This is a genomic window from Rathayibacter sp. VKM Ac-2762 (assembly GCF_009866585.1).
Lineage (GTDB): Bacteria > Actinomycetota > Actinomycetes > Actinomycetales > Microbacteriaceae > Rathayibacter.
This window is the reverse complement of record NZ_CP047419.1, coordinates 2,736,694-2,763,095: the sequence shown is the minus strand read 5'-3', so window position 1 is coordinate 2,763,095 and position 26,402 is coordinate 2,736,694. Positions and strand designations below refer to the sequence as shown.

The window sequence follows — 26,402 nt, the reverse complement described above, 5'->3', positions numbered from 1 at the left end:
CGTGCCCTTGTATATTCTCGACGCGAGCGCTCTGATAGCACTGGAAGACACCTGTATTGACGCGGGACATCAAATTGAAGATATCCTTGATTCCCTGACTGAACTTGCGATTCAAGGTTCGTTGGTCTGTCCTCCTCTTGTGATCAAGGAGTGCAGGAGGCTTGGGGACGGCGAAAGTACTGTTCGCTGGTTGCGTGCTTCTTCGGGCCACTTCAGCCGCTTGGATGACCCTTGGGATTACATGGAGACAGTGCTTTCGTCTTGCCCCGAGCTAATTGATCCCGATGATATGAACGAGAACCCGCAAGTAGCAGTTCTTGCGCTGGCACTCTTCTCACAAACGACTTCAAACGAGGAAGTCATCGTTGTCACCGATCAGTGGGTCGATAGCCCAATGCGCCAGTCACTTGGCACAGCTGCCGCAGTAATCGACGTCATGGCTTTGCCAGTAAAGGACTTTGTTCTGACCGTAGCAGCTTAGCGAGAAGGCACGACTATCTGGCGCGCGATCGGCGGAAGATAGTTGCCGAGCCACGAGGCTTCCGCTCCGGCGTCGAGATTTAAAACATCCAAAAGTAGCTTGGCAAAAATCAGAAGAGCTCGGCCCGGTTCGAATACATGTCGAGGGCCATTAGGCTTGAAGCGACTAATCGGATACCTAGTGACTCCTGAGGCGATCCAAGTTGCCGTTCCAGTAGCGGCTATCCATTGCTCGCTTAGCCGTTCCCCCGCCGCCGTCACTTTATGCAAAGGCACCATGCCGACAACCTGCAAATTGCCAGGGTCAGTGACTACGCCTGGTACGAGCAGACACGTCAGGTCAGGGCGAGAATTCTCAGGTAGCTCATTGATCTCGAGAGCACGTACAGATGGGGCTCCGTGTGATTGATAGCCAAATAGCCCAAATGCCGGAGTTCGTTCAGACGCGGAATCGAGCGCATTCAAGCTCAGCTTCTTTTCAGAGGAATCCGCGATTTCTTTGGCGGTGACTGTAGTCTTCACCTCGATGACCATTCGCACTGTCTCTATTGGAAACAGTAGTTGCGTTGATTGCGCAAGCAACTGCGGTTGAGAGGCTTTGTCAAAGACAATTAGGTCACATTGTTTCGAGCGGCCTCCGTGCCTATCAATCACGATCCCAGTACCTACTCCATAGTGCGCTGGGATAAGTTTAGTTACAAGACTTTCGAGTGCAATTTCGTTTGCTCTCCCCGTCTCGCCATTATGACCAACCAGACGACTGAAGACGTCTGCTTCGATTTGCAACTGACTCGCAACGCCAGTCCAGTACTCCTCAACCACTCCAATAGACTGCATACATGGAGTATTGCACCTTAAAGTCCATTTCTGCACATTCGCGGCGCGTAGCCTGGCGACAGACTTCTGGGTGCCGTCGCGAGGTCAATCTCTATCGGGCGAGTGACGATCTTCCCTACCACCCTCGGTGTGAGCAGTTTCAGTGACGCCGGTGGCGACGCCCTCATCTGAACCGGCAGCAAGTGCCCTCCGTCAAGTTCTCATACTCAGACGAGAGAGGTGGCCGACGCCCGTGGCCACGTCCGACCTGCAGCGGGGGGTCCTTGTCGCTAGCGCTTGCCGGTATCGACGTCACCTCCTCACTGGTACGGTCGAACCCAATACCAGGGAGACACCGGATGACAGCGTTGAGTGGACCGACCCAACAGGCACTCGCTCGCCTGCTCGATGCGGAAGCCACTCATGGAGTCATTGACAGCCTGTACCAGCGATTCCAGGTCGATTCCCTTCCGACCGCTGACGGCATGCCGAACAAGCTGAAGAAGGCCACACACCTCACCCGCGAGCTTGCGAAGCGCCCCGAGGGCCGTTTGAGCTTGATGAAGCTGATCGAGTACGTCGGATCTGATTCTTCCGGCATGCCTCAGACCTTCCGGCGAGGACACCCTGCCGCGGCGGATCTGTACCAGAACCTCGACCACGACCTAGAAGCAGTTCGGCGTCGTCAGCAGCCAACGGTGCGGAATCCCGCGCTGGAGCGTCAGTTCAAGAGACCGGGAACAACTGCCCCGACGCCTACCGAAGCGACGGCAGCTTCACCCAATCGCGCTGTCTTCGTGGTCCGCGGTCGAGATAACGACGCCTACGAGGCTCTCGAGTCCCTATTACTCGCGCTGGACCTGCGGATCGTCACCTGGGACGACGCTGTTCGCGCGTGTGGCGGGGGCACTCCGCACACTCTTGACGTCGTACGCGCAGGAATCAACCTGGCGACAGCTGTCGTCGTTCTGATGACAGCGGACGATCTCGGACAGGTCAAGCCGGAGTTCCACCAGGCGACCGACAACCCCCGCGAAGCGAGTCTGAGCGGGCAGGCCCGGCAGAATGTGGTCTTCGAAGCCGGCTGGGCCATGGCCCTGAATCAAGATCACGTCGTGCTGGTGCGCGTCGGTGACGTCCGGCCACTGAGTGACATCGACGGGTTGAACTACGTGAGCCTGTCTGGTGATATCTCCAGTCGCCGGCAGCTCATCGGTCGCCTCAAGAACTGCGAGCTCGCGGTCGACGACAGCGGGGAGCGGTGGCGTGCTGCCGGTACCTTCCCTGGGCAGGAATAGATCATCTTTGCGCGCCCTGTGCCGCATGGTCCGTCTACCGCCTCGACGCCGCCCACTCGATCAGTGCATGCCCGGCTCGCCAAGTGGTTCTACGTGGTGACTGGTTCGAGCTGAAGCGACCAGCCGGCCGGTTTGTCGACGGCGTGGCCGTCGTGCTCGGTGAAGACGTAGAAGTAGAACGTGGAAAGCCGCTTGTCGTTGCTGCCCGACAGGGCACCGGCTGCGTAGAGACGCGTCGCCCACTGCTCCCCCACGACGGCTTGCGCCCACGCGGTGTACTCGTCGGGTTCGAGGATCTCCGAGTTGCCGACGAGGAGGTTCACGCCCTTCACGGACACACTCACCAGCGAGAGCGTCGGGTCGGCGCCGGAGTCCGGTTCGAGTTCCCTGGCGGCCCCGCGGTCCATGAGGACGGACACCTCGGCGCGCCGGTTAGTCAGAGATCGTCCTCGCAGGCGGGGAAGTTGCCGTGCGCGAGCGTGTGCGAGCTCGTGCAGCTGGGCGTCGGTGAGACCGGGCTGTGAGGTGATCCGCTCCCCTGCTTAGGTGAAGAGGGTGCGTTGCATCAAGCGGATGTCGCGCTCGTGCTTGTTGACGATCTTGCGGACGAGTGGCGAGACCACGCCCGGAGTTTAGAGGGAGAGAAGACGGCCCTCCGTCGGTCGTGGGACGCTGACGGTATGACTGCTCCCCGTACTCCTCTGGCGCGAACCGCTCTGTTCGCGAATGGCATGGTGTGGTTCGGGGCGTCGGTGATGTTCCTCGCGATCGCCGGTGAGCAGACGTATGCGGCCTTCACCGGTGAGCGGTTCAACGTCCTCGGCTGGGCGCTGATCGTGGCCGTGGCGGTGGGTCTGGCGGTCGTGGGTGTGATCGAGAACCGGAACATTCGGGCGGGGAAGAAGTACCGGGCGCGGCCGCGGCGCCGATGACTCGTCAGGCTCATGCTGCTCTGCTGGTCTGGCTTCTTTTGCTGGCTGGCCTGTTCGTCGTGCCGGTGGCTGCTTCGCTGTTGCAGGCGCGCGATCCGGAGTACACGTGCCTGGTGGACCGGCAGGCGCCGCCCTCGAACGGCGTCGACTACGAATGGCAGGTGCGGGGACGGATCACCCCGTTCCCGCTGGGCCTGGAGTGCACGTTCATCCGGGAGTCGGGGGAAGAAGTCGTCGTCGGTCCGGGCTGGCTGCTGACGCTGTTCGCCGGCACCGCCGGCGCCTTCGCTGCCGCCTCGGTCGCAGCGCTGGTGTGGCGAGCACCTCGACCGGCCTCCTCACACCGGACCGCCGCGTAGCCCGAGCACGCCGACCCGAGCTCGGCGCGTGGTGACCGGGGGGGGTCGAGGGGGTTCTCCCCCTCGTGCGGGCCGGCCTGGTTCGGGTCGGCCCGCAGGCACGTTCAGAGCGCGAGCGTGTGGAGGATGAGCACGGTGGAGCCGATGGGGGTTCCGAAGTCGGTGTAGTCCTGGGTCGCGGGGTGGTTGGTGATGAGGTCGAGGGCGACCAACTCCTCCTCGGATTCATCCGTCATCGGGTCGGGGTCGTCGTCCCACGCTCGGAGCACGGTCCGGTCGGCGTCGAGGACTCGCCAGAGTCCCCACACTCCGGCGACGGGCCCGGTCGACTCGTACTTGAACACGACAGCGGTCGCGGTGGGCCAGCCGTGCGCGGCCGCGGCGTCGATCAGCGCTCGCGCGGCCGCGGCAGTCGCGGCCTGGTCGCCGGTGGCGGTGGCGGCGTCGACGGCGGCTTGCGCGTCGCGCAGCGCCGGGGTGTGTCCCCACACGTCGACGTCGACGGTGGGAGTCGTGGTGGTGGTCATGGTGAGCCTTTCTGCAAAGCCGAGGCGGGAGGGGGCGGGCTAGCTGAGGCTGGCGGCGTCGGCTGCGGTGGTGTCGCCGGTGACGACCTGCTCGACCGGGGAGAGCGCGTAGCCCCATGCCGCGAGCTGGCGGAAGTGAGCGGCGGCGCGCTCATCTCCCCGGCGACACGACTCCTTGCTCGTGTTCGCCTCCTCCCCTCCGAGAACCACGGCCAGCGCGACGAGGCGGGCCTTCGCGGGGTTGGCCTCGACCAGCGCGCCGAGAGCGTCGGAGTGGTAGCCGGAGGGCTGCGCGATCCCGAGGAGGGTGTGCGCGAGGGGGTTGCCGTTGCTCATTCCGGAGGACATCGAGAAGCGGTGCACGATGAGGCCCAGCGCGATCACGCGGTCCGCGTCCTTCGGGAGGGTCTTGCGGGAGAGGAACGAGGCGATCCACTCGCGGGGGACCGTCTCTGCCGCTTTCCACACTTTGTTGCAGGAGATGAGTATGCGACGCTCGGCCTTCTGCTCGTCGAGCATGGGGCCTGCGGGTAGTCCTTCCCTCCTTGCGGAAGCCCGCCGCTTGCTGGTCAGTGAAGTACTAGCTGGCATCGGCGCTCTTGCCGGTGAACACAACCCGTACATCTGCGGCGCGTCCCTCGACGTTCTCGATGTCGGCGGCGTCTACCCGGGAGCCGTCCTCCTTGCGGAGGTCGCGGATGCTGGTGTGGCTGGTGTCGCCGTAGTAGACCTCGCTGTCGAGGATCGCGAATCCGCGTGCGGTCAGCTCGGCCTTCGCAGCGGCCTTGGCCTGTGCGCAAGCTCACTCGTCGCGGGCGCGCTGCGCGGAGCGTTGTGGTCCGCGGACGCTAGATCGGGGCATTGATCGTTCTCGCTAGTCCGCTGGACGATCCGGACCGCAGTCGTCTCGTCGCTCTCCGCGATCTGGACAGGGATGGTGGCGGGTCCGGCCTCGCGGGTCGCTAGCGAACGGCGCTGGCGGGCGCAACTTTCGAAGCCACGAGCGTTGACCGTATCCAGCCGAACCGCCTCCGCATAGGCGGCAGGAATGATTCCGCGACTAGGCGAAGAGACGCAGGGCGACTTGACCCGATGACTCTGCTGATCCCGATGACCGAGGTCGGCGTCGCGGTCGGAGACTGGTTGACCTCAGGGCCGAGCTTCGCTCCGATCGTCCTGGCGGTACGAGCCGTCGCCTCTATCGTCACTCTGCGCCGACACGACGCGACGTCCTACCTCTCCGCTGCGGTGGCGAAGAACCTGATCGAGGCGCCGGAGAGCCGAGCGGTGACGGTCGGCCTGCGGGACTGACCGCCTCACAGCGGCTCACGACGCAACCCCGCCAAGCCGTGGGCGACCAGGGCTCTGCCACCCCCGCTTCGGTACCGTCTCCCCCATGCCCGACCTCACTCCCGACGCCCCCGAGGTCGCCGCCGAGCACCTCCGCGCCGAGCTGCAGCTGCGGCGCTTCGGTCGGCTCCGCCTCACCATCGACATGGCGCTGGGGAGCGGCTTTCTCGCGCCTTACGACCTCGTCGTCGTCCGCCTCGACACCGGGGCCGAGATCATCCGCGTGAAGGCCGACCTCACCGATCCCCACTACCTGCTCGGTCAGGTCGAGCTCGACCTCGAGACGAAGACGGTCGCCGAGTTCCTCGAGGAGTGGCGGCCCGCCTGACCAGGCCGGCACAGCCGCGATCCCGGTGACGGGACGGGGCCGAGGCGACCGGAGCAGGACGGCGGAGATCCGCGCCCCCTCGCCTCACAGATCCGCAGGAACTCTGTCGCGCTCCTCGTCGGCGGCCACTACCGGCACCCACGCTCCGCGCGCCGGCCGCCCCGCCCACCAGACGTACACCCCGGCTGCCACCACGGCGCCTCCGGCCGCGATCGCCCACCACGGGAACCCGGCGACGTCGGGCGACTCCCCCGCCGCGTCCACGTCCGACTGCGGCGTCGGGATCACCCGTTCGCCGGTGACGAGAATGCGGTGGGTGTTGATCCCGAGCGGGGTGCAGGTGACGAGGGTCAGGAGGTCCTGGCCGGGCTGCACGAGGAGACTCTGCGTGTCCTCCGGCTCGACGACGAGCGTCTCGCGCACGCGGTAGGTGACCACCTCGCCGTAGACCTCGATGGTGAAGGTGTCGCCGACGTCGACGCGGTCGAGGTGGGTGAAGAGCTCGGCCGAGGCGAGGCCGCGGTGGCCGGTGAGGACCGAGTGGGTGGAGGGGCCGCCGACCGGCAGGGCGGTGCCCTCGAGGTGGCCGACGCCGCGCTCGAGGACGGCGTCGCTCGTGCCGTGGAAGATCGGCAGGTCCACGTCGATGGCGGGGATCCTGATCCGGGCCATCAGTCCCTCGGCGTCGCCGCGCAGGAGGGAGGAGTAGCGCTCGCGGTCGGCGACCTGCTCGTCGTCGGCGAGGGGAAGGCGCTCGTTCGCGGCGACGGCGGCGCCGCCGCCGCTGAGGCTCTGGTTGTAGGCGCGGGCCTCGACGAGGTTCTGCCGGAGGGTCTCGGCGCCGAGGTCGGTGATGTCCTGCGTGAGGGAGTCGATCTCGCGCGCCTGCTCGACGGCGCTGAGCCAGCTGGCGGCGACGGGGTACAGCAGCAGCGCCACTCCCGAGAGGCTGATGAGCGCGATGACCAGCGGGGCGATCGGGAGCCGCCAGCGCGGCCGGCGGTGGATCCGCCTCCGCGGAGGAAAAGGGCTGGAGACAGAGGAATGCGGGGCACCCGACGGGTGCCCCGCATTCGACTTCGTCATGGTGTGACGTTACTCCGCGGTCTGAGCAGCCAGCGCGGTGCGACGGCGCGAGGCGATCAGGCCCGAACCGATCGCGAGGGCGAGGAGCGCGCCTCCACCGAGGGTGAACCACTGCGCGCCGCCACCGGTGAGGGGCAGGGCGAACGCCGGCACCTGGGTGTGGAGGAACTCGACGTAGTTCTGGATCGGCGCGGTGGCCGAGCTCGGTCCGGCGACGACCTGCGTCAGCACCTGGGCCGGGGTAGGCAGACGGAATCCGGCGGGCGGGGTCAGCTCGCGGACGTAGTAGTTGCCCGGCGTGATGATCGGGATCTCGACGATGCCGTTCGCCCCGGTCGTCCAGTTCTGGTTGCCGTTGATGAACACCGGGTTCTGGCCGAGGTTGGCGTCGTTCTCGGTGAGGAACACCTGGTAGACGGCACCCGCGAGCGGCACGCGGTTGGCGCCGTTGTTCTGGTACGCGTACACGGTCAGCTGACCGATCGGGGTGCTGCCGGTGACCGTCTCCGTGGCCCCGTTCACGACGCTCGTCGCCGAGTTGGTGATGATGCCGTTGGCCGGAATGGCGGTGGCGCGGGTGAGCACCGTGAGGGTGACGACGCCGCCCTGCAGGCCCTGGAGCTTGGTGAGGCCGGACTGCAAGAAGTTCAGCGTCACGTTCCGGGTCGCGGCGTCGTAGCCGAGCGTGTAGTCGGTATTGGCGATGAACGCCGGTGCGGGCGCGGTGCCCGCGGCGCTGGTCACCGTGATGCCGGTGGGCGCGACGCCGGCCGGGCCGGTCGGCAGGTAGGTCAGCTCGGCGGGGAGCGTGTCGGTGAGGGTGAACGCGTCCAGCGCGTCACCGGCGGCGAGCACCGGCACGTCCGAGGCGATGGCCCAGCGGATGAGGTCGGGGTTGCGCGCCTCGACCGAGTTCGCCGCCGCGGGGACGCGCGTCTTGGTGAGCTCCGTGACCGCGTTCTTGGGGTAGACGTGGACGTCGTAGATCCACTGGTTCGCCGGCGCACCGGTCGGGCCCGTCGGGAACGGCAGGGTCACGAGGAACGGCGCCGCGCCGTTGGTCGCTCCGGCGGGGAGCTGGGTCTCGGTCACGAGGTAGAGGCCGAGCGGCATGCTCGCGCCGTTGTTGAACACAGCCTCGCCGTCCGTGCCGCTGGTGGCGGTGAAGGTGTCGGCGGCGGTGACACGGGTCGCGGCGGTGCCCGGGGTCAGGTTCGCGACCTGGTTCCAGCCGTCGGGCGTGGTGAGGTCGACGCCCTGGACGCGCGCGGCGGTGAACACGGCGCCGGGCAGCGCGTCGCCGGGGACCGTGATCTCCTGGCCGGTGCCGATCGCCTGGCCGTTGTTGGAGCCCAGCGCGAGCTTGTGCACGGTGAGGGTGCGGCTGATGGTGGGGTCGATGTTGCCGGGCAGCGTGACCGCTGACGCCGGCGCGACGGCGGTGAAGACCGCCGCAGCGCTCAGCGCGAGGACGCCGGCTGCGGCGGCGAGCCGCCTGGTGAGTGAGCGGGACATGTGATCTCTCCTACTGAGGTCGTGAGTGCTGGTGTCGTGAAGTCGAAGGTGTGCGGGAAGGGGTCTGCGGGAGAGCGCCGGGGCTCTCGGTCGGGGCGTCACCGGGAGGGGCCTCGCAGCCTCCGGCGCCGCTCCCAGAGGAGGAGGCCGAGTGCGAGAGTGAGCACCGACCCCCCGCCCAGGAGGAACGCGTCGGTGCTGGCGCCACCGGTCAGCGGCAGGCGTGTGGGGTCCACGGGTGCGTTGACGAAGCGGTAGACCGCCGTCTGACCGGCCGTGGGGGCCGTGATCGTCCGCGAGGCGACCGGGGACCACGTCGTCCCGGTCAGGCGCTCGAGACGCAGTTCCTGGTAGGCGAGGCGGCGGGTCGGATCCGTCGCCGCCTCGGACAGCGTGTAGCCGTGACCCGGTCGCACCTCGAAGGTGCTCGCCGGGTTGCCCGCGGCGGCGTACTCCGCGCCGGCCCGGGTCTCCGTCGGGAGCGTCGCTCCGGCCAGTGCGGCGGGCGTCGCGGTGACCCGCCAGTCGGCGGCCTGGAAGCCGGTCTGGGGGCGCAGGACCTGCTTGACCAGGGTGATCGTCGCGCTGGCGTTGTCCACGGTGCAGGTGACGGCGGCACCGTTCGTCGGGGTCACGTCTCCGGCCGCGCTCACGGTGAGGGCGGCACCGGTGTCGGTGCGGCACTGCCAGGGCCCGGTCTGCACAGAGGTCGCGGAACCGCCGGTCTCGGCGAGCCGGTAGGCGGCACCCGGGGTGACGGGGATCGCCGACACGCCCGCGGAGCCCGCGCGGCCGGTCGGGCCGGGCAGCGCGCCGGTCGGGCCGGTGGCGCTGAGCGTGAAGTCGCTGGGCAGCGCGCTGCCGGAGCTCACCGTCTTCACCAGCGTGAGGGAGGCCGTGGGCCGGTTCACGATCGAGCACTCGACGACCGCCGCGGAGGCGATGCCGGTGAGGCTCGCGCTGATGACGGTCCCGGACTGCGAGAACGTGGTCGCCCGGGCGGTGCCGTTGACCGTGCAGGCGCCGCTGACGAACGCGAAGCCCGTCTGCTGCACCTCCGAGACGGTGAGCGTCGCCCGCGACGCCTCCGTGCCGAACAGGACGGTCCAGGCGGCCTGGCCCGCGGCGTCCGTCTGCTGGCGGGGCGACTGCTCCGGCAGCAGGGCGACGGTGCCGGCGGTGGCCGTCGCGGTCGTGCCCACGGTCCAGTCCACGCCGGGGCGGGTCGTGCCGGAGGCGTCCCGGATCGTCTTGGTGATGCGAACAGTGGAGGCGGGGCGCGGGGAGTTGAAGAAGGTGCAGGTGACGTTGACGCCGAGCCGGTTCGGGAGGGTGACCGTCCCGGTCGGGTTCGAGCCCGTGCTCACCCGCACGCCGTCCGCGTAGCACTCGTAGATGCTCGTGTAGGCGGTGATCGGGGAGGCGGAGCCCGCGGCCATCGCCTCCGAGACCGTCACCGTGCTGTTGATCGGAGTGGGGAAGGGGCCGATCTGCGCGGTCTGGCGGCCGGTGGTGGCGCCGGTGGTGGTGGCCGTGGCGAACGGCGACGCCGGGGAGCCGGCGGCGGCCGTGAGCTGGAACTGGTCCGCCGCGGCCAGGCGGCCCACCACGCTCTTCTGCACGGTGATCGTGGCCGGCGAGGAGCAGCCGGAGAGGTCGACGGCGTTGACGCTCACGCGCGGCGTGCCGCTGACGCGGGTCCAGGTGGTGGCGTCGAACTCGTAGGCGCTGCCGGGAATCGCCGGGGCACCGTTCGCGGCGGCGACGTCGCCGTTGGCGAGGTAGACGGTTCCACGCGGCGAGAAGGCGATGCCGTTGATGTTGGCGAAGGCGGCGTCGGTCCCCGTCACGGCCTTCGCGATCGAGGTGTTCACCGGGAGGGTGCCGCCGGTCGCCGCGGCCAGGGCGTCGGCCGGCACGGTGAAGATCGCAGCGCTGCTGGCGTTGTTGACCGAGCCCGCGCCGACGACGTAGAGGTTGCCGCGAGCGTCGAACGCCATGTCGCCGTTGCCGTTGGGGGTACCGGAGGTGGGGAAGGAGCCGACGAGGGCGAACCGGGTGGCGACGGGGTTGGCCTCCGTGAAGCTCCAGATGTAGAACTGGCCGCTCGCGAAGCTGCCGAACAGGTACCGGCCCGTCCGGAGGTCGACCGCGCCGGCGACAATGCTGCCGGTCACCTGCGCTCCGCCGGCCACGGTCGTGTACGCGCTGTTCGCGATCCTCTGGAAGCCGGCCTCCGGCGTCCACTTGAGGACGGCGTCGACGTCCGTCGCGTCGGACGAGCGGTCCAGCGCGTAGGCGAAGGCGCCGTTCGCGCCGACGCCGAGCGCGTTGGCCTCGGCGGTCCCCGACCAGCTGCCGATCGAGGTCAGGGATCCCGTGACGATGTCGGCCTGCTGCAGGGCGCCGGCCGCCGTGAGGGAGTAGAAGCGGCCGGTGTCGCAGAACAGGCGCGGCGTCTGCACCGTGTTCGTGAAGGTGCAGAGCACCTCCGCTCCCGCCTCGCTGGGGATCGTGATCGACCCGGCGGCGGAGGCTCCGGAGGCGATGACCGTGCCGCCGCGCGAGCACTCGTAGCTGTTGGAGTACCCCAGGCCCGCGCCCGCGGTCTGCGCCTCGGCGATCGTGTACGTCGCTCCGGACTGCACGGTGAGGCGGCTGATCTGCGCGGCCTGGATCCCGGTGGCGGTGCCCGTGGTGGTCGCCGACGCGAGGACGGTCGTGCCGCTGCGCACCGAGAGCGTGAACTGGTCGCCCGTGGCGCTGCGCACCGGCAGGTTCTTCCGGACGGTGAGGGTCGTCGCGGCCTGGATCGTCACCGAGGTGGGGGCGGAGGCGATGAGGCCGGTGGGAGCCGTGGTCCCGGTGCTGTACGTCCCGGCGGCGGCGGCCACCACGTCCACCGAGATCGTGCAGGAGGTCGCGCCCGCGGCGAGGTCGCCGCCGACGGTCGAGACGGAAGAGGATCCGGCGGCCGCTGTGACGGCGAACGCGGTTCCGGTGACGTCGGTGCAGGACCCGCCGACGGCAGGCGTCGGGGCCACGACGAGGCCGGCTGGGAGCGCGGTCGAGAAGCGCCAGTCCGCCTTCGCGAGGAGGTCGCTGGTGTTGGTGACCGTGTAGGTCAGCGTGGTCGGCACCGTCGCGGTCGGCACGGCCTGCGTGAAGGCCGCGTCGAGAGCGGGAGTGACGTCGAGCACGCGGAGGTCGTCGACGGCGAAGGCGCTTCCCGTGCCGGTGACCGTGTTCACGAGCTGCACCTGGGCCGCGGCGATCTGCGCCGGAGTGAGGAGTGCGGTGCTCGTGCCGGTGTAGGCGGCGGCGCGGGCGGAGGCGGGGAGCGCGGGATCGACGAGCGCGCCGAGCCCGCCGACCAGCGGGAGGGTCGGGGACGTGTAGAACACGCTGCCGGTCGCGGCGCAGGGCACGACCGGTGCGGCGAATCCGGTGAGGACGGTGGACCCGCCCGAGACCAGGTTGAGGGAGAGGGACGCGTTGTTCGTCCCGCACTGCCCGCCGGCGGCGTTCATGCCGACGGCGTAGTAGCGGGCGGCGGGCGCGGAGACGCCGATCCCCGCGGCGCTCTGGGCGACGGTCGTGCCGCCGGTGACGGCGGCGTACGGGTACTCGACCAGGGCGTGGTTCGCCTGCGTGCCGGTGTTCGAGCCGTTGGCCGGTGCGGTGCTGGAGGTGGACCCCGGCACTCCGGCCGCTACCTGGCCGAGGACGTCCGCCATGCGGCGCGTCTCGCGTGCGGCCGACGATCCCGTGCCGACGGTGAGGAGGGGCCGGGTCGGGCAGAAGGCGGCGTTGGGGTACGGCGCCGTGTAGTTGACCAGGACGCCGGTGCAGTTCGTGGCGGTCGACCAGCCGGTGGCGGCTGTGTAGCGGCCGTTCGCGTAGGCGGTGAGCGCGCTCGGGGTGGCGGTCAGGCCCTGCTCGAAGGTCTCCGTCCACACCTGTCGCGGGGCCTCGGCGACGCCGGCCGCGAGCGTGGAGAAGCCTCCCGCTGCTCGCGCCGTCGCGGGCGGGCCGCGGTCCGACTCCTGATCGTCGTCCGAGGCCGCCGGAGGAGCGGGCGCCGATCCGGCGGGCGCCAGCTCGACGGGCTGCTCCGTCCCTGCGGCGCCGCGGGGTGCTGCGGGATCGGGCTCGTCCTGAGCGGGCTCCTCCGCCGTCGCACTCGGCGACTCCGCGGCCTCGGCGGGTGCGGACGGGGCGGACGTCGACGGGGCGGACGCCGAGGGCGCGGGTGCCGACGGAGCGGGTGCCGGATCGGCCTCGGGGGCTGTCGGCGGTGTCGGTGCGACCGGCGTCGGGAGAAGGGCGGGGGCGTCGCCGGCGACCGGATCCGCCTGGTTCGCGGCCTGAGCGGGAGACGAGGCGGAGACGTCGCCGAGCCCCCACGAGCCGACGAGGAGAGCGCCGATCGTCGCGAAGACGACGGCCCGCATTCCGAGGCGCGACGGCGCTCGGTGCCGTGAGTGGCGGCGCCGCCGGGTCGTGAAAGCCATGGTTCTGCTTCTCAGTCGTGTTGTCGATCGTGGAGATGAGCGAAACGTCGACACGACGAACGACACGGATGTCGCAGCGAGTGCGGAGGCCCCAGACTCCGGAAGGGAGCACGCATTCCGCGCGGGCTTCCGAAGATGAACGTATAGGTCGGCCTTCCTCTCGCCATAGAGAAGTGAGCCCCCCTTGTCGGGGCCATAACCGATGAGAAAAGGACCGGGGTGAAGCCGAATATGGCGCCTTTTGACGGCTCTTCGCGAAGGAGTCCCCGAAGTGAGCACGCGCGACCGCCTCGGCTCACTCCTCCCGTCAGGTCCCGTGCAACGCTCGGGCCCCACCCGGCCACGTACTCGGTAGACGCCCGACCGACGAAGGATGGACCCGATGACGCGACGCACACTCGACGACCTGCTCTCCCGCAGCGACCCCGCGACCGACGACCGGGCGCCCGGTGTCCGCACCGCCCTGCACAGCGTGATCGCCGAGACCCGCGAACGCGCGCCCCGCCGTCCCGCGCGGTCGAGGGCGTGGTGGCTGGCGGCTCCCGTCCTCCTCGTCCCGGGTCTCGTGCTGGCGACCAGCGCCGGCACCGACGTCCGCTCGGTCCCCGACTTCACGATCCCGATCAGCTACACCACCGACTCCGGCGCAGCGGTGTCGTGCTCGATCGACTACTTCAACGGCGAGATCGACTACCGCGAGGTCACCACCTCCGCGACCGACTACCTGCGTGCGCAGGACTGGAGCGGCGTCGGCCAGCGGATCCACGACGACGCGGTCGCCTACACGACCGACCCCGCCTGGCTGGCCTCGGACATGAACAGCGACGGCCCCGTCCTCTCTGACGAGACGATCCGCTGGCGCGCCTGGATCACCGCCGCGGACGACCACATCCTCGACACGATCCCCGAGGGCGTGATCGTCGAGGGCGACGGCGGCCTGGGCGGCAGCACCGACTGCACGGGAGCGCTGTGATGAGCGCCGGCGAGGCGGCGCCGTCGATGGCCCGCAGCGTCGTCCGCTCCCCCGCGCGCGACCGGGAGGCCGAGATCACGGCCCTGGTCGAGCGGGAGGCGCCGGACCTGCTCCGCTACTTCGCGCGGCGGACGGCGAGCCCCGAGGACGCCGCGGACCTCCTCAGCGACACCCTCCTGATCCTCTGGCGGAAGGAGCGGTCGATCCCCGAGGACGAGACGCGCGCGCGGATGTGGGCGTTCGGCGTCGCACGGCGGGTGCTCTCGGGCCAGCGCCGCACCGCGACCCGGAGGAGCGCGCTCGTCGAGCGGCTGGCGGAGGAGCTCCGCATCCCGCCGCCCGCACCGGCCGACGTCGCCGCGGAGGACGTCCGCGCGGCGATCGCGCAGCTGAAGCCCGTCGACCAGGAGATCATCACCCTCGTCTACTGGGACGGCTTCTCCCTCGCCGAGGCGGCCGAGATCCTGTCCCTCCGCGCCGCGACCGTGCGGAGCCGGCACGCGCGGGCGCGGGCGACGCTGCGGGACGCGCTGGGAGCGGCGATGTGAGGGGGTGGCGGGGCGGGGGTGCAGAAGTGCGCACAACCTCAGCTGAGACAGGGAGGCCTCCCTCAGGGGGCGACGCCCCCTCCCGTCAGCTGACGTCGTGCGCGCGAGGCGCAGGGGCCGCCCCGGACAGCGAGCGGTCGCCCGACGCTGCAGGCCGGCGGAGCGCCCGGGCGCATAGCCGGACCCCCAAAACGACGCTCGCCGCGCCGCCCGCCAGCACCCCGGCACTCAACGCCGTCCAGGTCGTCATGCTCGAACTCGGCACGGCGCGCAGCCCGAAGACGAGCCCCACTCCGCTGCCGACCAGGGCGGCCGCGACCAGGGGGATCGCCAGCGCCGACCTCTTACCGGCGCCGGTCCACGCCGAGCTCCACAGCACCAGAACGGCGCCGATCGGCCAGCCGACTCCGGGGATCAGCAGCCAGCCGAAGGCGAAGACCAGGGAGGCCGCGAGCGCGAACCACCGGCGGGCGAGGATCCCCCGCCCCTCTCCGGGCTGAACTCCGGCCCGGACCTGATCAGTCATGCGTCGGAGCCTACGGAGACGGCCGCGACCGCGGCACGGACTGGCGCAGGATCCTCCGCGCTCCGGCACGCGGCGGAGAAGCACCTGCCGACGTCGGCACCACGCCTCAGTCCACGCACCCCTCCGGTGCGCCGCCGCCCACCCGCCCGATGGACTCCCGGGCGATGAACGTCGCGGCGAGCATCTCCGCGTCCGGCTCCGTCCGCCCGCCGAGCAGGCGCAGGATCGTGCGGCCGGCCGCGACTCCCACCTCGTAGATCGGCTGGGACACGACCGACAGGGGCGGATCGATCAGCTCGGCCCACGGGAAGTCGTCGAACATCACGAAGGAGAGGTCGTCCGGGATGCGCAGGCCTCGGGCCCTCGCGGCGCGCAGCAGGTCGAGGGCGATGAGGCTGTCGGAGGCGAGGATCGCGGTGGGCGGCTCGGAGAGCGCGAGGAGATCGTCGAGGACGGCGGCCGCCTCGACGAAGCCGGTCGCGCCGAAGTGGATCAGCTCCCGGTCGGGCGCGATGCCCGCCGAGCTCAGCGCCGCGGAGATGCCGGACAGGCGCTCGGTCACCGAGGACACGCGAAGGGGCTCGCCTGGCGTCCAATCACCGGGGTCGGCGAGCGCCGTCACGAACGCCACCCGGCGGTGCCCGGCCTCGAGCAGGGCGGCGGTCGCCTGCTCGGCGGCCACGGCGATCTCGACGCCGACCGAGGGAACCGGGAGTCCGTCGATCCGCCGGTCCAGCAGGACCAGGGGACGACCCGTGGCGTGGACGTCGTGCAGGTGCTGCGTGTGGAAGGACGACGCGGGCGAGACGATCATGCCGTCGACGCGCTTGTCCAGGAGCACCCTCACCGCGTCGACCTCGGTGTCGACGTCCTCCGACGTGTTGATGAGGACGACGTCGTAGCCCGCTCCGGCGACGGCGTCGGTGATGCCCCTCATCGCGAGGCCGAAGTAGCCGTTCTCGATGTCGCCGACGATGACGCCGATGGTCTTCGACTTCCCCGTGTTCATGCTCCGGGCGAGCTCGTTCGGCCGGTAGTCGAGGCGCTCGGCGGCGGCCAGCACCCGGTCGCGGACGCTCTCGCTGACGGCGCCGTAGTTGCCCAGCGCGCGCGCCGCCGTGGCCTTCCCAACGCCGGCCTCCCGGGCCACGTCGGCCACGGTCACCTCGCGCCTCCGCTTCGTGATGTCGGTCACGACGCTCCTTCCGATCCGGACTTCTCCTGCTCTTGACACTCGTTCGCAGCGCGGGGTAGCTTCCTCGATACCGCAGTGAGTCCGGTCTCAACCTAGCTGATTGGGACCGGACTCACCTACAGAATCCCTCGATCCTCCGCCCCACCTCCTCATGAATGGACAGCGATGAAGAAGCGCATCATCCCCGCAGCGATCGCCACGCTGGCGGCGGCCCTGCTCACCCTCACGGCCTGCGGCAGCAGCGGAGCAGGCGGCGGAGCGACCTCCGCCGAGAACCCCTACGGCCTCATCACGCCGGGCCAGATCCGCGTCGCCAGCGTCGGCGACATCAAGCCCTACGCGTTCACCGACGCCGAGGGGAAGTTCAGCGGCTTCGACATCGAGCTGTTCACCGACGTCGCCGCCCGCGAGGGCATCACCGACGTGGTCTTCACCGGCCAGGACTTCTCGAGCCTCCTCGCCGCCGTGGCGAACAAGCAGTACGACGTCGGCGTCGCCGCGATCGGCATCACTCCCGACCGCCAGAAGACGGTGGACTTCAGCGACGGCTACCTCGCCGGCTACCTCACGGTGCTGAGCACGAAGGACAGCGGGATCTCCTCCGCCGACGACCTCGGCTCGGGCACCCGCCTCGGCGTCGTGCAGGGCACCCTCCAGGAGACCTACGCGGTGAAGAACTTCCCCGAGGCCGAGCTCGTGCGCTTCCCCGACAACAACGCGGCGATCGCGGCGCTCAACAACGGCACCATCCAGGCGCACTTCCTCGACTACGAGTCGACCAAGGCGTACATCGACCAGTACGACCTCGTCGACGTGGAGGACATCCCGTCCTTCGACGCCCCGGCCGGCTTCGCGGTCGCCAAGGGCAGCGACGCCCTGCGCGAGGCCCTCAACGACGGACTCCACGAGGCCATGGAGGACGGCACCTGGAAGGAGCTGTACCAGAAGTGGTTCCCCGGCTCCCCGATGCCCGAGCAGTACCTCCCGAGCGCCGAGCAGACCAGCTCCCCCACCCCCACCCCGTGACCTGAAGGGGGCGCGCGCGGTCCGCGCCGCGCCCCCTCGACCTTTGAGAGAGCACCATGGACTGGCTCGACACCCTCACTCAGACCTTCCTCGACTTCGACGCGATGGCCGCGGTCTTCCCGCAGCTGCTCGGCACCGGCCTCGTCAACACGCTCGTGATCTCGCTCGCGGCGACGGTCATCGGCATCGTGCTCGGGATGATCCTCGCCGTCATGGGGATCTCCACCTCCCGGTGGCTGCGCATCCCCGCCCGGATCTACACCGACGTGTTCCGCGGCCTCCCCGCGATCCTCACCATCCTGCTGATCGGCCAGGGCTTCGCCCGCTTCAGCCAGCAGATCTTCGGCCCCTCGCCCTACCCCCTCGGCATCCTCGCGCTCAGCCTGATCGCGAGCGCCTACATCGGCGAGATCTTCCGCGCCGGCATCCAGAGCGTCGACCGCGGACAGCTCGAGGCCTGCCGCGCCCTCGGCCTCAGCTACGGGAAGGCGATGCGGCTGGTCGTGGTGCCGCAGGGCATCCGCCGCGTCCTGCCCGCCCTCGTCAACCAGTCGATCGCGATCGTGAAGGACTCGAGCCTCGTCTACTTCCTCGGCCTCCTCGTGAGCGAGCGGGAGCTGTTCCGCGTCGGCCAGGACGCCGCCGTCCTCACCGGCAACCTGTCCCCGCTGGTGATGGCGGGCCTGTTCTACCTCGTGATCACCGTTCCGCTGACCCACCTCGTCAACTACTTCGACAACCGCTTCCGCACCGGCCGCCGCAGGGCCGCCCCGCCGAAGAGCGGTCTCGACGAGGTCGCCGAGGTCTCGCCCACCCCTCTCACCCTCGGGAGCAACACGTGACCTACACCTCGCCCATCCCCCTGGCCGACGGCCACGTCTACGAGGGGTCGCGCCTCGAGCTCGCGGACCTCACGATGGCCTACGGCGACATCGAGGTCCTCCGCGGAGTGAGCCTGACGGTCGAGCCGGGCACGACCACCTGCGTCATCGGGCCCTCCGGCTCGGGCAAGTCGACGATGCTCCGCGGCGTCAACCGCCTGCACGAGCCGAAGAGCGGCGACGTGCGGATCGCCGGCGAGAGCGCCCTCTCGGTGAAGCCCGACGTCCTCCGCCGCCGGATCGGCCTGGTCTTCCAGCACTTCAACCTCTTCCCCGACCACACCGCGCTCGAGAACGTCGCGCTGGCGCTGCGCAACGTGAAGCGGATGTCGAAGGCGGAGTCGCTGCGCGTCGCCCACGAGCGCCTCGAGGAGGTCGGACTCGCGGAGCGCACCGACCACCGGCCGCGCGACCTCTCGGGCGGCCAGCAGCAGCGCGTCGCCATCGCCCGGGCCCTCGCCATGGCGCCCGAGGTGATGCTCTTCGACGAGGTCACGAGCGCGCTCGACCCCGAGCTGGTCAAGGGCGTCCTGAACCTCCTGGCCGCGCTCGGGCAGCGCGGGATGACGATGCTCGTGGTCACGCACGAGATGAAGTTCGCCCGCAAGGTCGCCGATCAGGTCGTCTTCATGGACGAGGGCCGGGTCGTCGAGGCCGGCACCCCGGAGCAGATCTTCGACGCACCGCGCAGCGCCCGCCTGCAGCGCTTCCTCTCGGAGGTGCTGTGAGCGCCCGGGAGCCGCTGCGCACCGGTGTGATCGGGTTCGGCACCTCCGGCCGCGTGTTCCACGGTCCGCTCCTCGCCACGTCTCCGCGGTACTCGGTGGAGGCCGTCGTCACCGCCGATCCCGAGCGGGCCGCCGAGGCCCGCCGCCTGCACCGGGGCGCCGAGGTGCTGCCCGACGCGGAGTCCCTGTTCGAGCGCGGCCTCGACCTCGTCGTCATCGGCTCGCCGCCCGGCACCCACGTCGACCTCGCTACCCGGGCGGTCGACGCCGGAGTCGCGGTCGTCGTCGACAAGCCCCTGGCCGCCACCGCCGCGGAGGCGCGGGCGCTCGTCGACCACGCCCGCGCCCAGGACGTCGTGCTGACGGTCTTCCAGAACCGCCGCTGGGACGGCGACTTCCTCACCCTGCGCGCTCTCCTCGACGAGGGCGCCCTGGGCGTGGTGCGCCGGTTCGAGTCCCGCTTCGAGTGGTTCAAGCCGGTCGAGACGAAGACGTGGAAGGCCCGCTCGACAGCGGCCGACGGCGGCGGGATCCTCCTCGACCTCGGCACCCACCTCCTCGACCAGGCGCTCCTCCTCTTCGGCGAGGTCGACCACGTGCACGCGGAACTCGCGACGCGGCGGGACGGCGGAGGAGCCGAGGACGACGCGTTCGTCTCGCTCGAGCACCGGAGCGGAGTGGTCTCGCACCTGTGGATGAACGCGGTGGCGCCGCTGGTCGGGCCGCGCTTCCACGTCCTCGGCTCCGAGGCCGGCTTCACCTCCTCGGGCCTCGACCCGCAGGAGGGTGCCCTCAAGGCGGGGGGCCTCCCCACCGACGAGGGCTTCGGCGCGGCCTCGAGCCCGGCCCTGCTCGGGCGCGACGGGTCGGCTCGGCCGCACCCCCTCCTGGCCGGCCGCTACAGCGACTTCTACTCCCGCCTCGCCGACACCCTGCTCGACGGCGCGCCCCTGCCGGTCGATCCCGACGACGCGGTGCGCGTCCTCGAGCTGATCGACCGGATCCGCGCCGCCGCATCGCGCTGACGGCGCCCCCTTTCTCCACTCATCGAACAGGAAGCACAGCCATGCCCAGAACCACCGCCTCCGCTCCCGCCGTCGTCGTGATCGGTGCCGGAGTGCTCGGAGTCTCGACCGCGGCGCAGCTCGCCCGGCGCGGCGCGACGGTCACCCTCGTGACCGAGACGACCGTCTCCTCCGGCGCCAGCGGCCGCTCGCTCTCGTGGCTCAACTCGGCCGGGATCCGCAGCGACGAGTACCACGCGCTCCGCGTCGCCGGGATCGACCGCTACCGGACGCTCCTCGCCCGCAACCCCGACGCCGCGCGGTTCCTGCGCTTCGACGGCGGCCTGACCTGGGCCAAGCCCGGCCGGTCCCACCGCGAGCGCTCCGCCCACGAGAAGGCGGTCGGCTACGACTCCGAGTGGCTCTCCCCCGACGAGATCGCCGAGTGGACCCCAGGGGTCGACCCCTCCTCCGTCGCCGAGGAGGGCGCCATCTTCAACCCCGGAGAGGGCTGGGTCGACCTCCCGCTCCTCACCGCCCACCTGCTCCAGGCCTTCCAGGAGGCGGGCGGCGTGCTGATCGAGAACGCCGGACGCACGACGGTCGTCGTCGAGGGCGGTCGAGCCGTCGGAGCCGAGACCGCCTCCGGCGACCGGATCCCCGCCGACGAGGTCGTCCTCGCCACGGGACCCTGGGTGCCGCGCGAGCTCGCGGAGCTCGGTATCCACCTCCCCGAGCAGACGCCGATCTCGCTGCTCGTGACGACGAAGCCGATCGAGGTCGAGCTGCGGGCCGTGCTCAACACCCCCCGCGTCGCCGTGCGGCCCACCCCGCACGGGACCCTCGTCCTTGACTCCGGATGGTCGGAGCGCGAGGTCGTCGTCGACCCCGACGGCACCTGGCACGTGCGCGACGAGACCGTCGCCACTCTCCTCGAGGAGGCGTCGGCCGTGCTCGCGGGCAACCCGCGGCTCGAGCTCGACTCGTTCGGGGCCGGCCCGAAGCCGATCCCGGGCGACGGCGAGCCGGTGCTCGGAGCCGTCGAGGAGATCCCCGGTCTGCATGCCGTCTTCACCCACAGCGGCGCGACGCTCGGGCTCATCGTCGGGGAGCTGATCGCCCTCGAGATCCTCTCCGGCGAGCCGAGCCCACTGCTGCGGCCGTTCCGCTCGTCGCGGTTCAGCGCGGTGACGGCCTGATGCGCCCGCTCCCGCTCGCCGATCCCCGGATCGTGGCCGTCGGCGACAACGTCGTCGACTGCTACACCGCGGACGGTGTGATGTACCCCGGCGGCAACTGCGTGAACGTGTCGGTCTACGCCGCTCGCGAGGGTGTCCCGACCGCCTACATCGGCGCCGTGTCCGACGACGCCGCCGGCCGCCTCCTCCGCTCCTCCCTCGCCGCCGAGGGCGTCGACGTGTCGCGCCTGCGCCAGGAGGAGGGCTGGACCGCCTACTGCCGGATCGGCCTGATCGACGGAGACCGCGTCTTCCTCGACTCGGGGAAGGGCGTCTCGCTCTTCACCCCCTCGGCCGACGACCTCGACACGATCACGGGCTTCGACGCTCTGCACGTCGGCGCCTCGAGCTTTCTCGACGAGCACCTCGGCGCGTTCGCCGAGCGGACGCGCGTGTCGTACGACTTCTCCTCCGAGTTCGACCGGGCGTCCGTCGCCGAGGTCGCGGAGCACTGCTTCCTCGCCTCGTTCTCGGGAGGAGGCCGAAGCGACGACGAGATCGAGGATCTGCTCGCCGGCGCCCTCGATGCCGGCGCCTCCTGGGCCCTCGTCACCCGCGGCGAGCGCGGAGCCGTGCTCTCCGACGGAGTCCACCGGGCCGTCAGCACCCCGGTCGCCACTCGCGTCGTGGACACACTGGGCGCCGGCGACTCGTTCATCGCGCGCACGCTCATCGGGCTGCTGCGCGGCGAGGAGCTGGACGACCTCATGGCCGCAGCCTCGATCTCGGCCGCGTTCACCTGCACCGAGCACGGCGCCTTCGGCTACGGAGCGCCGATCGAGATCACAGAGGAGGCCGGCCCGCCCGCGGCCGCCGCCCTCGACCACCAGACCCACCCCCTCGCAGAAGGAGAACTCCGATGACCGACGGCACCTACCTCGGACCGGGCCCCGTCGCCCCCGTCCCCGACGACATCGCCCCCTCGATGGAGCACGCTCTGTCGCTGTGGAGCCGGATCGACGACCACGTCGCCTCCCTCCCCGCGGTCGACCGCGTCTTCCTGGTCGGCGCGGGCGGATCGCTGATGGGCGTCCAGGCCGCTCAGTACCTGCTCGACACGGCCGCGATCACGCCCGCCGCCTCCTACAACTCGGACGAGTTCTTCTTCCGCGCGCCCGCCTCGGTCGGCCCCGGCGCCCTCGTCGTCGTGCTCTCGGGCACCGGCGAGACCCCCGAGACCGTGCGGGCCGGCGAGTGGGCGCAGGAGCGCGGCGCCGCCGTGGTCGGAGTGACCCTCAAGCAGGAGGGACCGCTCGCGCTCGCCCTCGACACCGCCTTCGTCGCGCAGACCGGTCAGGGCACGCAGCTCGTGCTGCAGCTGCTCGCGCTCGCGGTCCTGCGCCGCGACGGGGTGGACGTGACGGATCGGCTCGAGGCGCTGCGCGCCCTGCCGTCCGCGATGGTCGCCATGGTCGCCGCCTTCGAGCCGAGGGCCGAGGAGCTGGCCGCCGCGATGAAGGACGTCCCCGTGACCTACCTCGTCACCTCCGGGTCGCTCATGGGCCCCGGTCAGACCTTCACCTCCTGCTACCTGCAGGAGATGCAGTGGATGCACGCCGCGACGATCAACGCGGACGAGTTCTTCCAGGGCCCCTTCGAGGTCTTCGACGGCGAGACGCAGAGCCTCGTCCTCCTCGCCGAGGACGCGACGCGGCCGATGGGCGAGCGCGCCCGGAGCTTCCTCGACCAGTACAGCGGGACGACCCACTACGTCGACTCCCGCGACCTCGAGCTGCCCGGCATCGCGGCGCCCCAGCGCGCCTTCGTCGCACCGCTCGTGTACTCGACGCTGGTCTCCCGGCTCGCCGCCCACTGGGCCGCTGTCCGGGGCTACGCGCTGGAGGGGCGCCGCTACATGTGGCAGTTCGCCTACTGAGCAGCACCGGGACCGGGAGGCGGGGGCGACTGCGGTCGCCCCCGCGCCCCGGCCTCCGCTCACCCCGCGACCGTCAGCAACACCTCGACCGTCACGTCCTCGGGCCCCTCCCCCAGCACCGTCTGCCGCACCTCGACCCCGTCGAGCCGCAGGCCGCGGTCTCCGGCGGCGTCGAAGAGCGCGACGATCGCCGGATGCAGGGTCCCCTCGGGCAGTTCCTCCCCGTCGCGGGGGCGCCAGGTGGCGACCAGCTCGGTGCGCGCCGGGAGGATCGCGGCGAGATCGGCGAGGTCGCCCTCCCCCTCCGCCGACGTCGGCCAGCAGCAGACGAGCTCCGCCGAACCCGGCTCGCCCGCCCGGAGCGCCGTCCAGAAACGTCCCGTCGGCCCGAGCCCTGCCGCGTGCACTCGGGTGGCGAGCGCGCCGAAGATCTCGTTCGCCTCGTCGTCGCCCGGCCCGTCGGCCTCGACCAGGGCGATCGTGAGGACCCGGCCGACGTACGGCTGCGCCGGCATCGTCCGCTCGGCGACCTCGACCGGAACGGCGAGCGCCCGCAGCGCCACCTCGGCGGCCTCGAACGCCCGGTCCTCCTGCTCCCGCTCCGCGAGCACGCGCTCCCTGTGCGCCTGCAGCGCCTCCGCCGCGGTGCCGGCTCGAGTCGCCGCCGCGACCTCGGGCAGCGGCACCCCCGCGCTCCGGAGGGCGCTGATCACTACTCCGGCCCGGACCTGGGCGTCGGCGTACCGGCGGTACGACGACCGCTCGTCGACCTCCGCCGGGACCAGCACGCCCTTCTCGTCGTAGTGCCGGAGCGCCTTCACGCTCAGACCCGTGATGCCTGCGTACTCCCCGATGCCCAACATGCCTCCAGCATCCCGTCTCCCCCGGCGGGAGGGTCAAGGGGCGGGAGGGTCAACGGGCGGGAGGGTCGACCGACCGGCCGGTCGACCGGCGGAACGGGTCGACCAGCGGGACGGCCAGCAGCGGAGCCGGGCGGGAGGCGACGCGACCGGCGTCGGCGGACCCGACCCCGCATCACGCCACGCGCCGACGCCTCAGCCCGCGCGCCTCACCGCGCGCTCACCAGCCCTCGGGCCCCGCGCTCCCCGCCTCGTACTCGTCCAGCGGAGCGTCGCCCGCGGCCCAGGCGGAGAGCACCGGAGTGACGATGCGCCAGCACTGCTCGGCCACGTCGCCCGGGACCGAGAGCAGGGTGTCGCCCTGCAGGATCCCGGCGAGGACCTGCGCGTAGGGGTCGAGCGTGGCCGCGCCGGGCTGCGCCGTCAGGGTGGTGCGCTCGAGATCGGTCAGCTCGTCGGCGCTGTTCACGACCAGGTCGAGGCTGACGTCGCCGCCCTTGAGGCCGATCCGGAGGACCGTCCCGGCGTCGCCCTCGGCCGCCTGCAGGCCGCGCGGGGGCGTGGCGGCGCGGAAGTGGATCGCCACCTCCCGGCGCGGGTCGCCGATCGCCTTGCCGGAGCGGAGGACGAAGGGGACGCCCGCCCAGCGCGGAGTGTCGACCTGGAGCAGCAGCTGCGCGAGGGTCTCGGTGCCGGTCTCGGGGTCGACGTCGGGCTCGTCGACGTAGGAGGGGAAGAAGCGGCCGTCGACGCGGCCCTCGGTGTAGCGGGCGCGGCGGGCGGAGGAGGGGTCGTCGCGCCAGAGCCGCACGGCGCCGAGCACCTCGGCCATGCGCGCGTGGACCTCGTCGGGCGCGACCTCGTCGGGGCGCTCCATCGTGGTCAGCGCGAGCACCATCAGGAGGTGGCTCTGCAGCATGTCGCGCAGCGCGCCGGTCTTCTCGTAGAAGGCCGCGCGGCCCTCGATGCCGAGCGTCTCGTCGTAGACGATCTCGACCTTCTCGATCCACTCGGCGCTCCAGCTCGCCTCGAGCAGGCTGTTGCCGAAGCGCAGACCCAGCATCCCCAGCACGGTCGCGTTGCCGAGGAAGTGGTCGATGCGCCAGAGGCGGCTCTCGGGGAGGACCTTCGCGAACGCCGCGTTGAGGGCGATCGCGTCGTCGAGGTCCTCGCCGAACGGCTTCTCGATGGCGACGACCAGCTCCTCGGGCAGGTCGAGCTCGGCGAGCGAGGCGGCGACCTTGTGCCCCATCGCCGGCGGCAGGGCGACGTAGAGCACCGGGGTCGACGGGCAGGCGTCGAGGAGGGCCTTCAGCTGCTCCGGGTCGGAGGCGTCGGTGGCGACGAAGCGCGCGCGCGACGCGAGCGCCTCGACCGTGTGCGGGGCGACTCCGGCCGCCTCGAGGCTGCGGCGGACGAGGCCCTGCCACTCCTCGTCGGTCTGCGGCGTGCGCGCCGCGCCGATCAGCGTGAGCTCGAGGTCGCGCGCGAGCTCGGCCACCCGGCCCAGGCCCGGCAGCAGCAGCCGCTCGGTGAGGTCGCCGCCCGCTCCGAGGATCGCGATGCTCCGCTGCTCGCTCCCCAGCGCCGCGGCCTCGGGGATTCCGATCTGCTCCGTCATGGTGTCTCCCTCGTAGCCGTCGTGAGTCAGCGGCCACAGTACGCGCCGGGCCCTGGCGCGAGGCCGGGAGCCGGGAGGGGTTGAGGAAGCGGGCGCGGAGTGGCAGGGCGGCGCGGTCGGGAGCGAGAGAGCTGGACAACCTCCGCTGAGACGCGGCCTGCCGTGTCGGGGCAGGGACCCCCCTTCTCAGCCGACGTCGGGCCGCGACCCACGACGCCCGGCCCGCCGCAGCCGTCCCGCACAGCACGTCATCCCTCTCCGGTGCCGTCCGGCGGTACCCTGCCCGCATGCGCCTGCGCCAGGTCGTCCTCGACACGGAGGACGCCCGCGCCCTCTCCGCCTTCTACCTCGCCCTGCTCGGCGGCGAGTACCGCCCCGGCGACGAGCCGCCCGCGGACGGCTCGGACGACGAGGCGGAGTGGGTCGCGATCGTCACCGCCGACGGCGCGAAGCTCACGTTTCAGCGGGTGGCCGCCCTGCCGCGCGCGACCTGGCCGGAGGGGCCCGTCCCGCAGCAGCTGCACCTCGACTTCATGGTCGCGGACGCCGACGAGCTCGACCGGCAGAAGACCCGGGCGCTCGCTCTCGGCGCCGAGCTGATCGAGGACAGGAGCGAGGACCCGGAGGAGGCGCTCCACGTCCTCGCCGATCCGGCCGGCCACCCGTTCTGCGTCTTCGTCGCGCCCGACTACCCGGCGGAGTAGGGGCGCGCGGCCTCAGC

At 70.9% G+C, this 26,402-nt stretch carries 27 protein-coding genes; 16 read left to right on the top strand and 11 right to left on the bottom strand.

Annotation, left to right across the window (positions count from 1 at the left end; translation table 11 throughout):
- Position 1 precedes the first annotated feature (1 nt).
- The gene (locus GTU71_RS12975) at positions 2-481 is read left to right on the top strand and encodes a hypothetical protein (protein ID WP_159940393.1); all 480 of its coding nucleotides are present in this window, start codon (positions 2-4) and stop codon (positions 479-481) included.
- On the opposite strand, the gene GTU71_RS12970 is transcribed toward GTU71_RS12975, so the two are convergent.
- Positions 478-1,302 (bottom strand): DUF6602 domain-containing protein, encoded by an 825-nt coding sequence (locus tag GTU71_RS12970; RefSeq protein WP_159940391.1) that lies wholly within the window; start codon positions 1,300-1,302, stop codon positions 478-480. The genes GTU71_RS12975 and GTU71_RS12970 overlap by 4 nt on opposite strands.
- 353 nt (positions 1,303-1,655) lie before the next feature.
- On the opposite strand from GTU71_RS12970, the gene GTU71_RS12965 reads away from it, so the two are divergent.
- Positions 1,656-2,594 (top strand): TIR domain-containing protein, encoded by a 939-nt coding sequence (locus GTU71_RS12965; protein WP_159940389.1) that lies wholly within the window; start codon positions 1,656-1,658, stop codon positions 2,592-2,594.
- A gap of 89 nt (positions 2,595-2,683) precedes the next feature.
- Here the strand turns inward: GTU71_RS12965 and GTU71_RS12960 are convergent, their stop codons facing one another.
- Positions 2,684-2,938 carry a hypothetical protein gene (locus tag GTU71_RS12960; protein ID WP_159940387.1) on the bottom strand — a complete coding sequence of 85 codons (255 nt, stop codon included), beginning with the start codon at positions 2,936-2,938 and terminating at the stop codon, positions 2,684-2,686.
- A gap of 336 nt (positions 2,939-3,274) precedes the next feature.
- On the opposite strand from GTU71_RS12960, the gene GTU71_RS12955 reads away from it, so the two are divergent.
- Complete coding sequence (locus GTU71_RS12955; RefSeq protein ID WP_159940385.1) at positions 3,275-3,526, top strand: hypothetical protein; 252 nt, start codon at positions 3,275-3,277, stop codon at positions 3,524-3,526.
- Positions 3,523-3,885: a hypothetical protein gene (locus GTU71_RS12950; protein ID WP_159940383.1), complete on the top strand. Its 363-nt coding sequence runs from the start codon at positions 3,523-3,525 to the stop codon at positions 3,883-3,885. Before GTU71_RS12955 ends, GTU71_RS12950 begins: the two co-directional genes overlap by 4 nt.
- A gap of 104 nt (positions 3,886-3,989) precedes the next feature.
- Here GTU71_RS12950 and GTU71_RS12945 read toward each other — a convergent pair whose 3' ends face one another.
- Together GTU71_RS12945 and GTU71_RS12940 are read right to left on the bottom strand one after the other, a co-directional pair.
- A complete protein-coding gene (locus tag GTU71_RS12945; protein ID WP_159940381.1) occupies positions 3,990-4,412 on the bottom strand; it encodes a hypothetical protein in 423 nt (140 codons plus the stop codon).
- Positions 4,413-4,451: 39 nt separating this feature from the next.
- The gene (locus GTU71_RS12940) at positions 4,452-4,931 is read right to left on the bottom strand and encodes a hypothetical protein (protein WP_159940379.1); all 480 of its coding nucleotides are present in this window, start codon (positions 4,929-4,931) and stop codon (positions 4,452-4,454) included.
- A gap of 573 nt (positions 4,932-5,504) precedes the next feature.
- Between GTU71_RS12940 and GTU71_RS12935 the strand changes: the two genes are divergently transcribed.
- Together GTU71_RS12935 and GTU71_RS12930 are read left to right on the top strand one after the other, a co-directional pair.
- Positions 5,505-5,723, top strand: coding sequence for a hypothetical protein (locus GTU71_RS12935; RefSeq protein WP_159940377.1), 219 nt, complete (start codon positions 5,505-5,507; stop codon positions 5,721-5,723).
- Between the two features lie 85 nt (positions 5,724-5,808).
- A complete protein-coding gene (locus GTU71_RS12930; RefSeq protein WP_104257763.1) occupies positions 5,809-6,090 on the top strand; it encodes a hypothetical protein in 282 nt (93 codons plus the stop codon).
- Positions 6,091-6,174: 84 nt separating this feature from the next.
- Here the strand turns inward: GTU71_RS12930 and GTU71_RS12925 are convergent, their stop codons facing one another.
- The 3 genes from GTU71_RS12925 to GTU71_RS12915 form a co-directional block, all read right to left on the bottom strand.
- Complete coding sequence (locus GTU71_RS12925) at positions 6,175-7,044, bottom strand: class C sortase (protein WP_347877631.1); 870 nt, start codon at positions 7,042-7,044, stop codon at positions 6,175-6,177.
- A 141-nt stretch (positions 7,045-7,185) separates the two neighbouring features.
- Positions 7,186-8,691 (bottom strand): SpaH/EbpB family LPXTG-anchored major pilin, encoded by a 1,506-nt coding sequence (locus GTU71_RS12920; RefSeq protein WP_159940373.1) that lies wholly within the window; start codon positions 8,689-8,691, stop codon positions 7,186-7,188.
- A 98-nt stretch (positions 8,692-8,789) separates the two neighbouring features.
- Entirely contained in the window at positions 8,790-13,205 is a 4,416-nt protein-coding gene (locus GTU71_RS12915) for an LPXTG cell wall anchor domain-containing protein (RefSeq protein WP_159940371.1), read from the bottom strand.
- Between the two features lie 382 nt (positions 13,206-13,587).
- Here GTU71_RS12915 and GTU71_RS12910 point away from each other — a divergent pair, with 382 nt between their 5' ends.
- The gene (locus tag GTU71_RS12910) at positions 13,588-14,178 is read left to right on the top strand and encodes a hypothetical protein (protein WP_159940369.1); all 591 of its coding nucleotides are present in this window, start codon (positions 13,588-13,590) and stop codon (positions 14,176-14,178) included.
- Positions 14,178-14,726: a sigma-70 family RNA polymerase sigma factor gene (locus tag GTU71_RS12905; RefSeq protein WP_208543587.1), complete on the top strand. Its 549-nt coding sequence runs from the start codon at positions 14,178-14,180 to the stop codon at positions 14,724-14,726. The genes GTU71_RS12910 and GTU71_RS12905 overlap by 1 nt, the downstream gene beginning before the upstream one ends.
- Before the next feature lie 85 nt (positions 14,727-14,811).
- On the opposite strand, the gene GTU71_RS12900 is transcribed toward GTU71_RS12905, so the two are convergent.
- Positions 14,812-15,252 carry a hypothetical protein gene (locus GTU71_RS12900; protein WP_159940367.1) on the bottom strand — a complete coding sequence of 147 codons (441 nt, stop codon included), beginning with the start codon at positions 15,250-15,252 and terminating at the stop codon, positions 14,812-14,814.
- A 106-nt stretch (positions 15,253-15,358) separates the two neighbouring features.
- Positions 15,359-16,447: a LacI family DNA-binding transcriptional regulator gene (locus GTU71_RS12895; RefSeq protein ID WP_244230554.1), complete on the bottom strand. Its 1,089-nt coding sequence runs from the start codon at positions 16,445-16,447 to the stop codon at positions 15,359-15,361.
- 165 nt (positions 16,448-16,612) lie between these two features.
- Here GTU71_RS12895 and GTU71_RS12890 point away from each other — a divergent pair, with 165 nt between their 5' ends.
- The 7 genes from GTU71_RS12890 to GTU71_RS12860 are packed head-to-tail and all read left to right on the top strand — an operon-like array spanning position 16,613 to position 23,200.
- The gene (locus tag GTU71_RS12890; RefSeq protein ID WP_104315287.1) at positions 16,613-17,473 is read left to right on the top strand and encodes an ABC transporter substrate-binding protein; all 861 of its coding nucleotides are present in this window, start codon (positions 16,613-16,615) and stop codon (positions 17,471-17,473) included.
- Between the two features lie 56 nt (positions 17,474-17,529).
- Positions 17,530-18,315, top strand: coding sequence for an amino acid ABC transporter permease (locus GTU71_RS12885; RefSeq protein WP_104345707.1), 786 nt, complete (start codon positions 17,530-17,532; stop codon positions 18,313-18,315).
- Complete coding sequence (locus tag GTU71_RS12880) at positions 18,312-19,082, top strand: amino acid ABC transporter ATP-binding protein (RefSeq protein WP_159940365.1); 771 nt, start codon at positions 18,312-18,314, stop codon at positions 19,080-19,082. The genes GTU71_RS12885 and GTU71_RS12880 overlap by 4 nt, the downstream gene beginning before the upstream one ends.
- Positions 19,079-20,107, top strand: a complete 1,029-nt coding sequence (locus GTU71_RS12875) for a Gfo/Idh/MocA family oxidoreductase (protein ID WP_159940363.1) — start codon at positions 19,079-19,081, stop codon at positions 20,105-20,107. Before GTU71_RS12880 ends, GTU71_RS12875 begins: the two co-directional genes overlap by 4 nt.
- Positions 20,108-20,148: 41 nt before the next feature.
- Positions 20,149-21,285: an FAD-binding oxidoreductase gene (locus tag GTU71_RS12870; protein ID WP_104288035.1), complete on the top strand. Its 1,137-nt coding sequence runs from the start codon at positions 20,149-20,151 to the stop codon at positions 21,283-21,285.
- A complete protein-coding gene (locus GTU71_RS12865) occupies positions 21,285-22,187 on the top strand; it encodes a PfkB family carbohydrate kinase (protein ID WP_104288036.1) in 903 nt (300 codons plus the stop codon). Before GTU71_RS12870 ends, GTU71_RS12865 begins: the two co-directional genes overlap by 1 nt.
- Positions 22,184-23,200: an SIS domain-containing protein gene (locus GTU71_RS12860; protein ID WP_159940361.1), complete on the top strand. Its 1,017-nt coding sequence runs from the start codon at positions 22,184-22,186 to the stop codon at positions 23,198-23,200. Before GTU71_RS12865 ends, GTU71_RS12860 begins: the two co-directional genes overlap by 4 nt.
- 59 nt (positions 23,201-23,259) lie before the next feature.
- Here the strand turns inward: GTU71_RS12860 and GTU71_RS12855 are convergent, their stop codons facing one another.
- Both GTU71_RS12855 and GTU71_RS12850 read right to left on the bottom strand, forming a co-directional pair.
- Positions 23,260-24,063, bottom strand: coding sequence for a MerR family transcriptional regulator (locus tag GTU71_RS12855; protein ID WP_159940359.1), 804 nt, complete (start codon positions 24,061-24,063; stop codon positions 23,260-23,262).
- Between the two features lie 217 nt (positions 24,064-24,280).
- Positions 24,281-25,681 carry a glucose-6-phosphate dehydrogenase gene (locus GTU71_RS12850; protein ID WP_159940357.1) on the bottom strand — a complete coding sequence of 467 codons (1,401 nt, stop codon included), beginning with the start codon at positions 25,679-25,681 and terminating at the stop codon, positions 24,281-24,283.
- A 287-nt stretch (positions 25,682-25,968) separates the two neighbouring features.
- Between GTU71_RS12850 and GTU71_RS12845 the strand changes: the two genes are divergently transcribed.
- The gene (locus GTU71_RS12845) at positions 25,969-26,385 is read left to right on the top strand and encodes a VOC family protein (RefSeq protein ID WP_104239613.1); all 417 of its coding nucleotides are present in this window, start codon (positions 25,969-25,971) and stop codon (positions 26,383-26,385) included.
- Positions 26,386-26,402 lie beyond the last annotated feature (17 nt).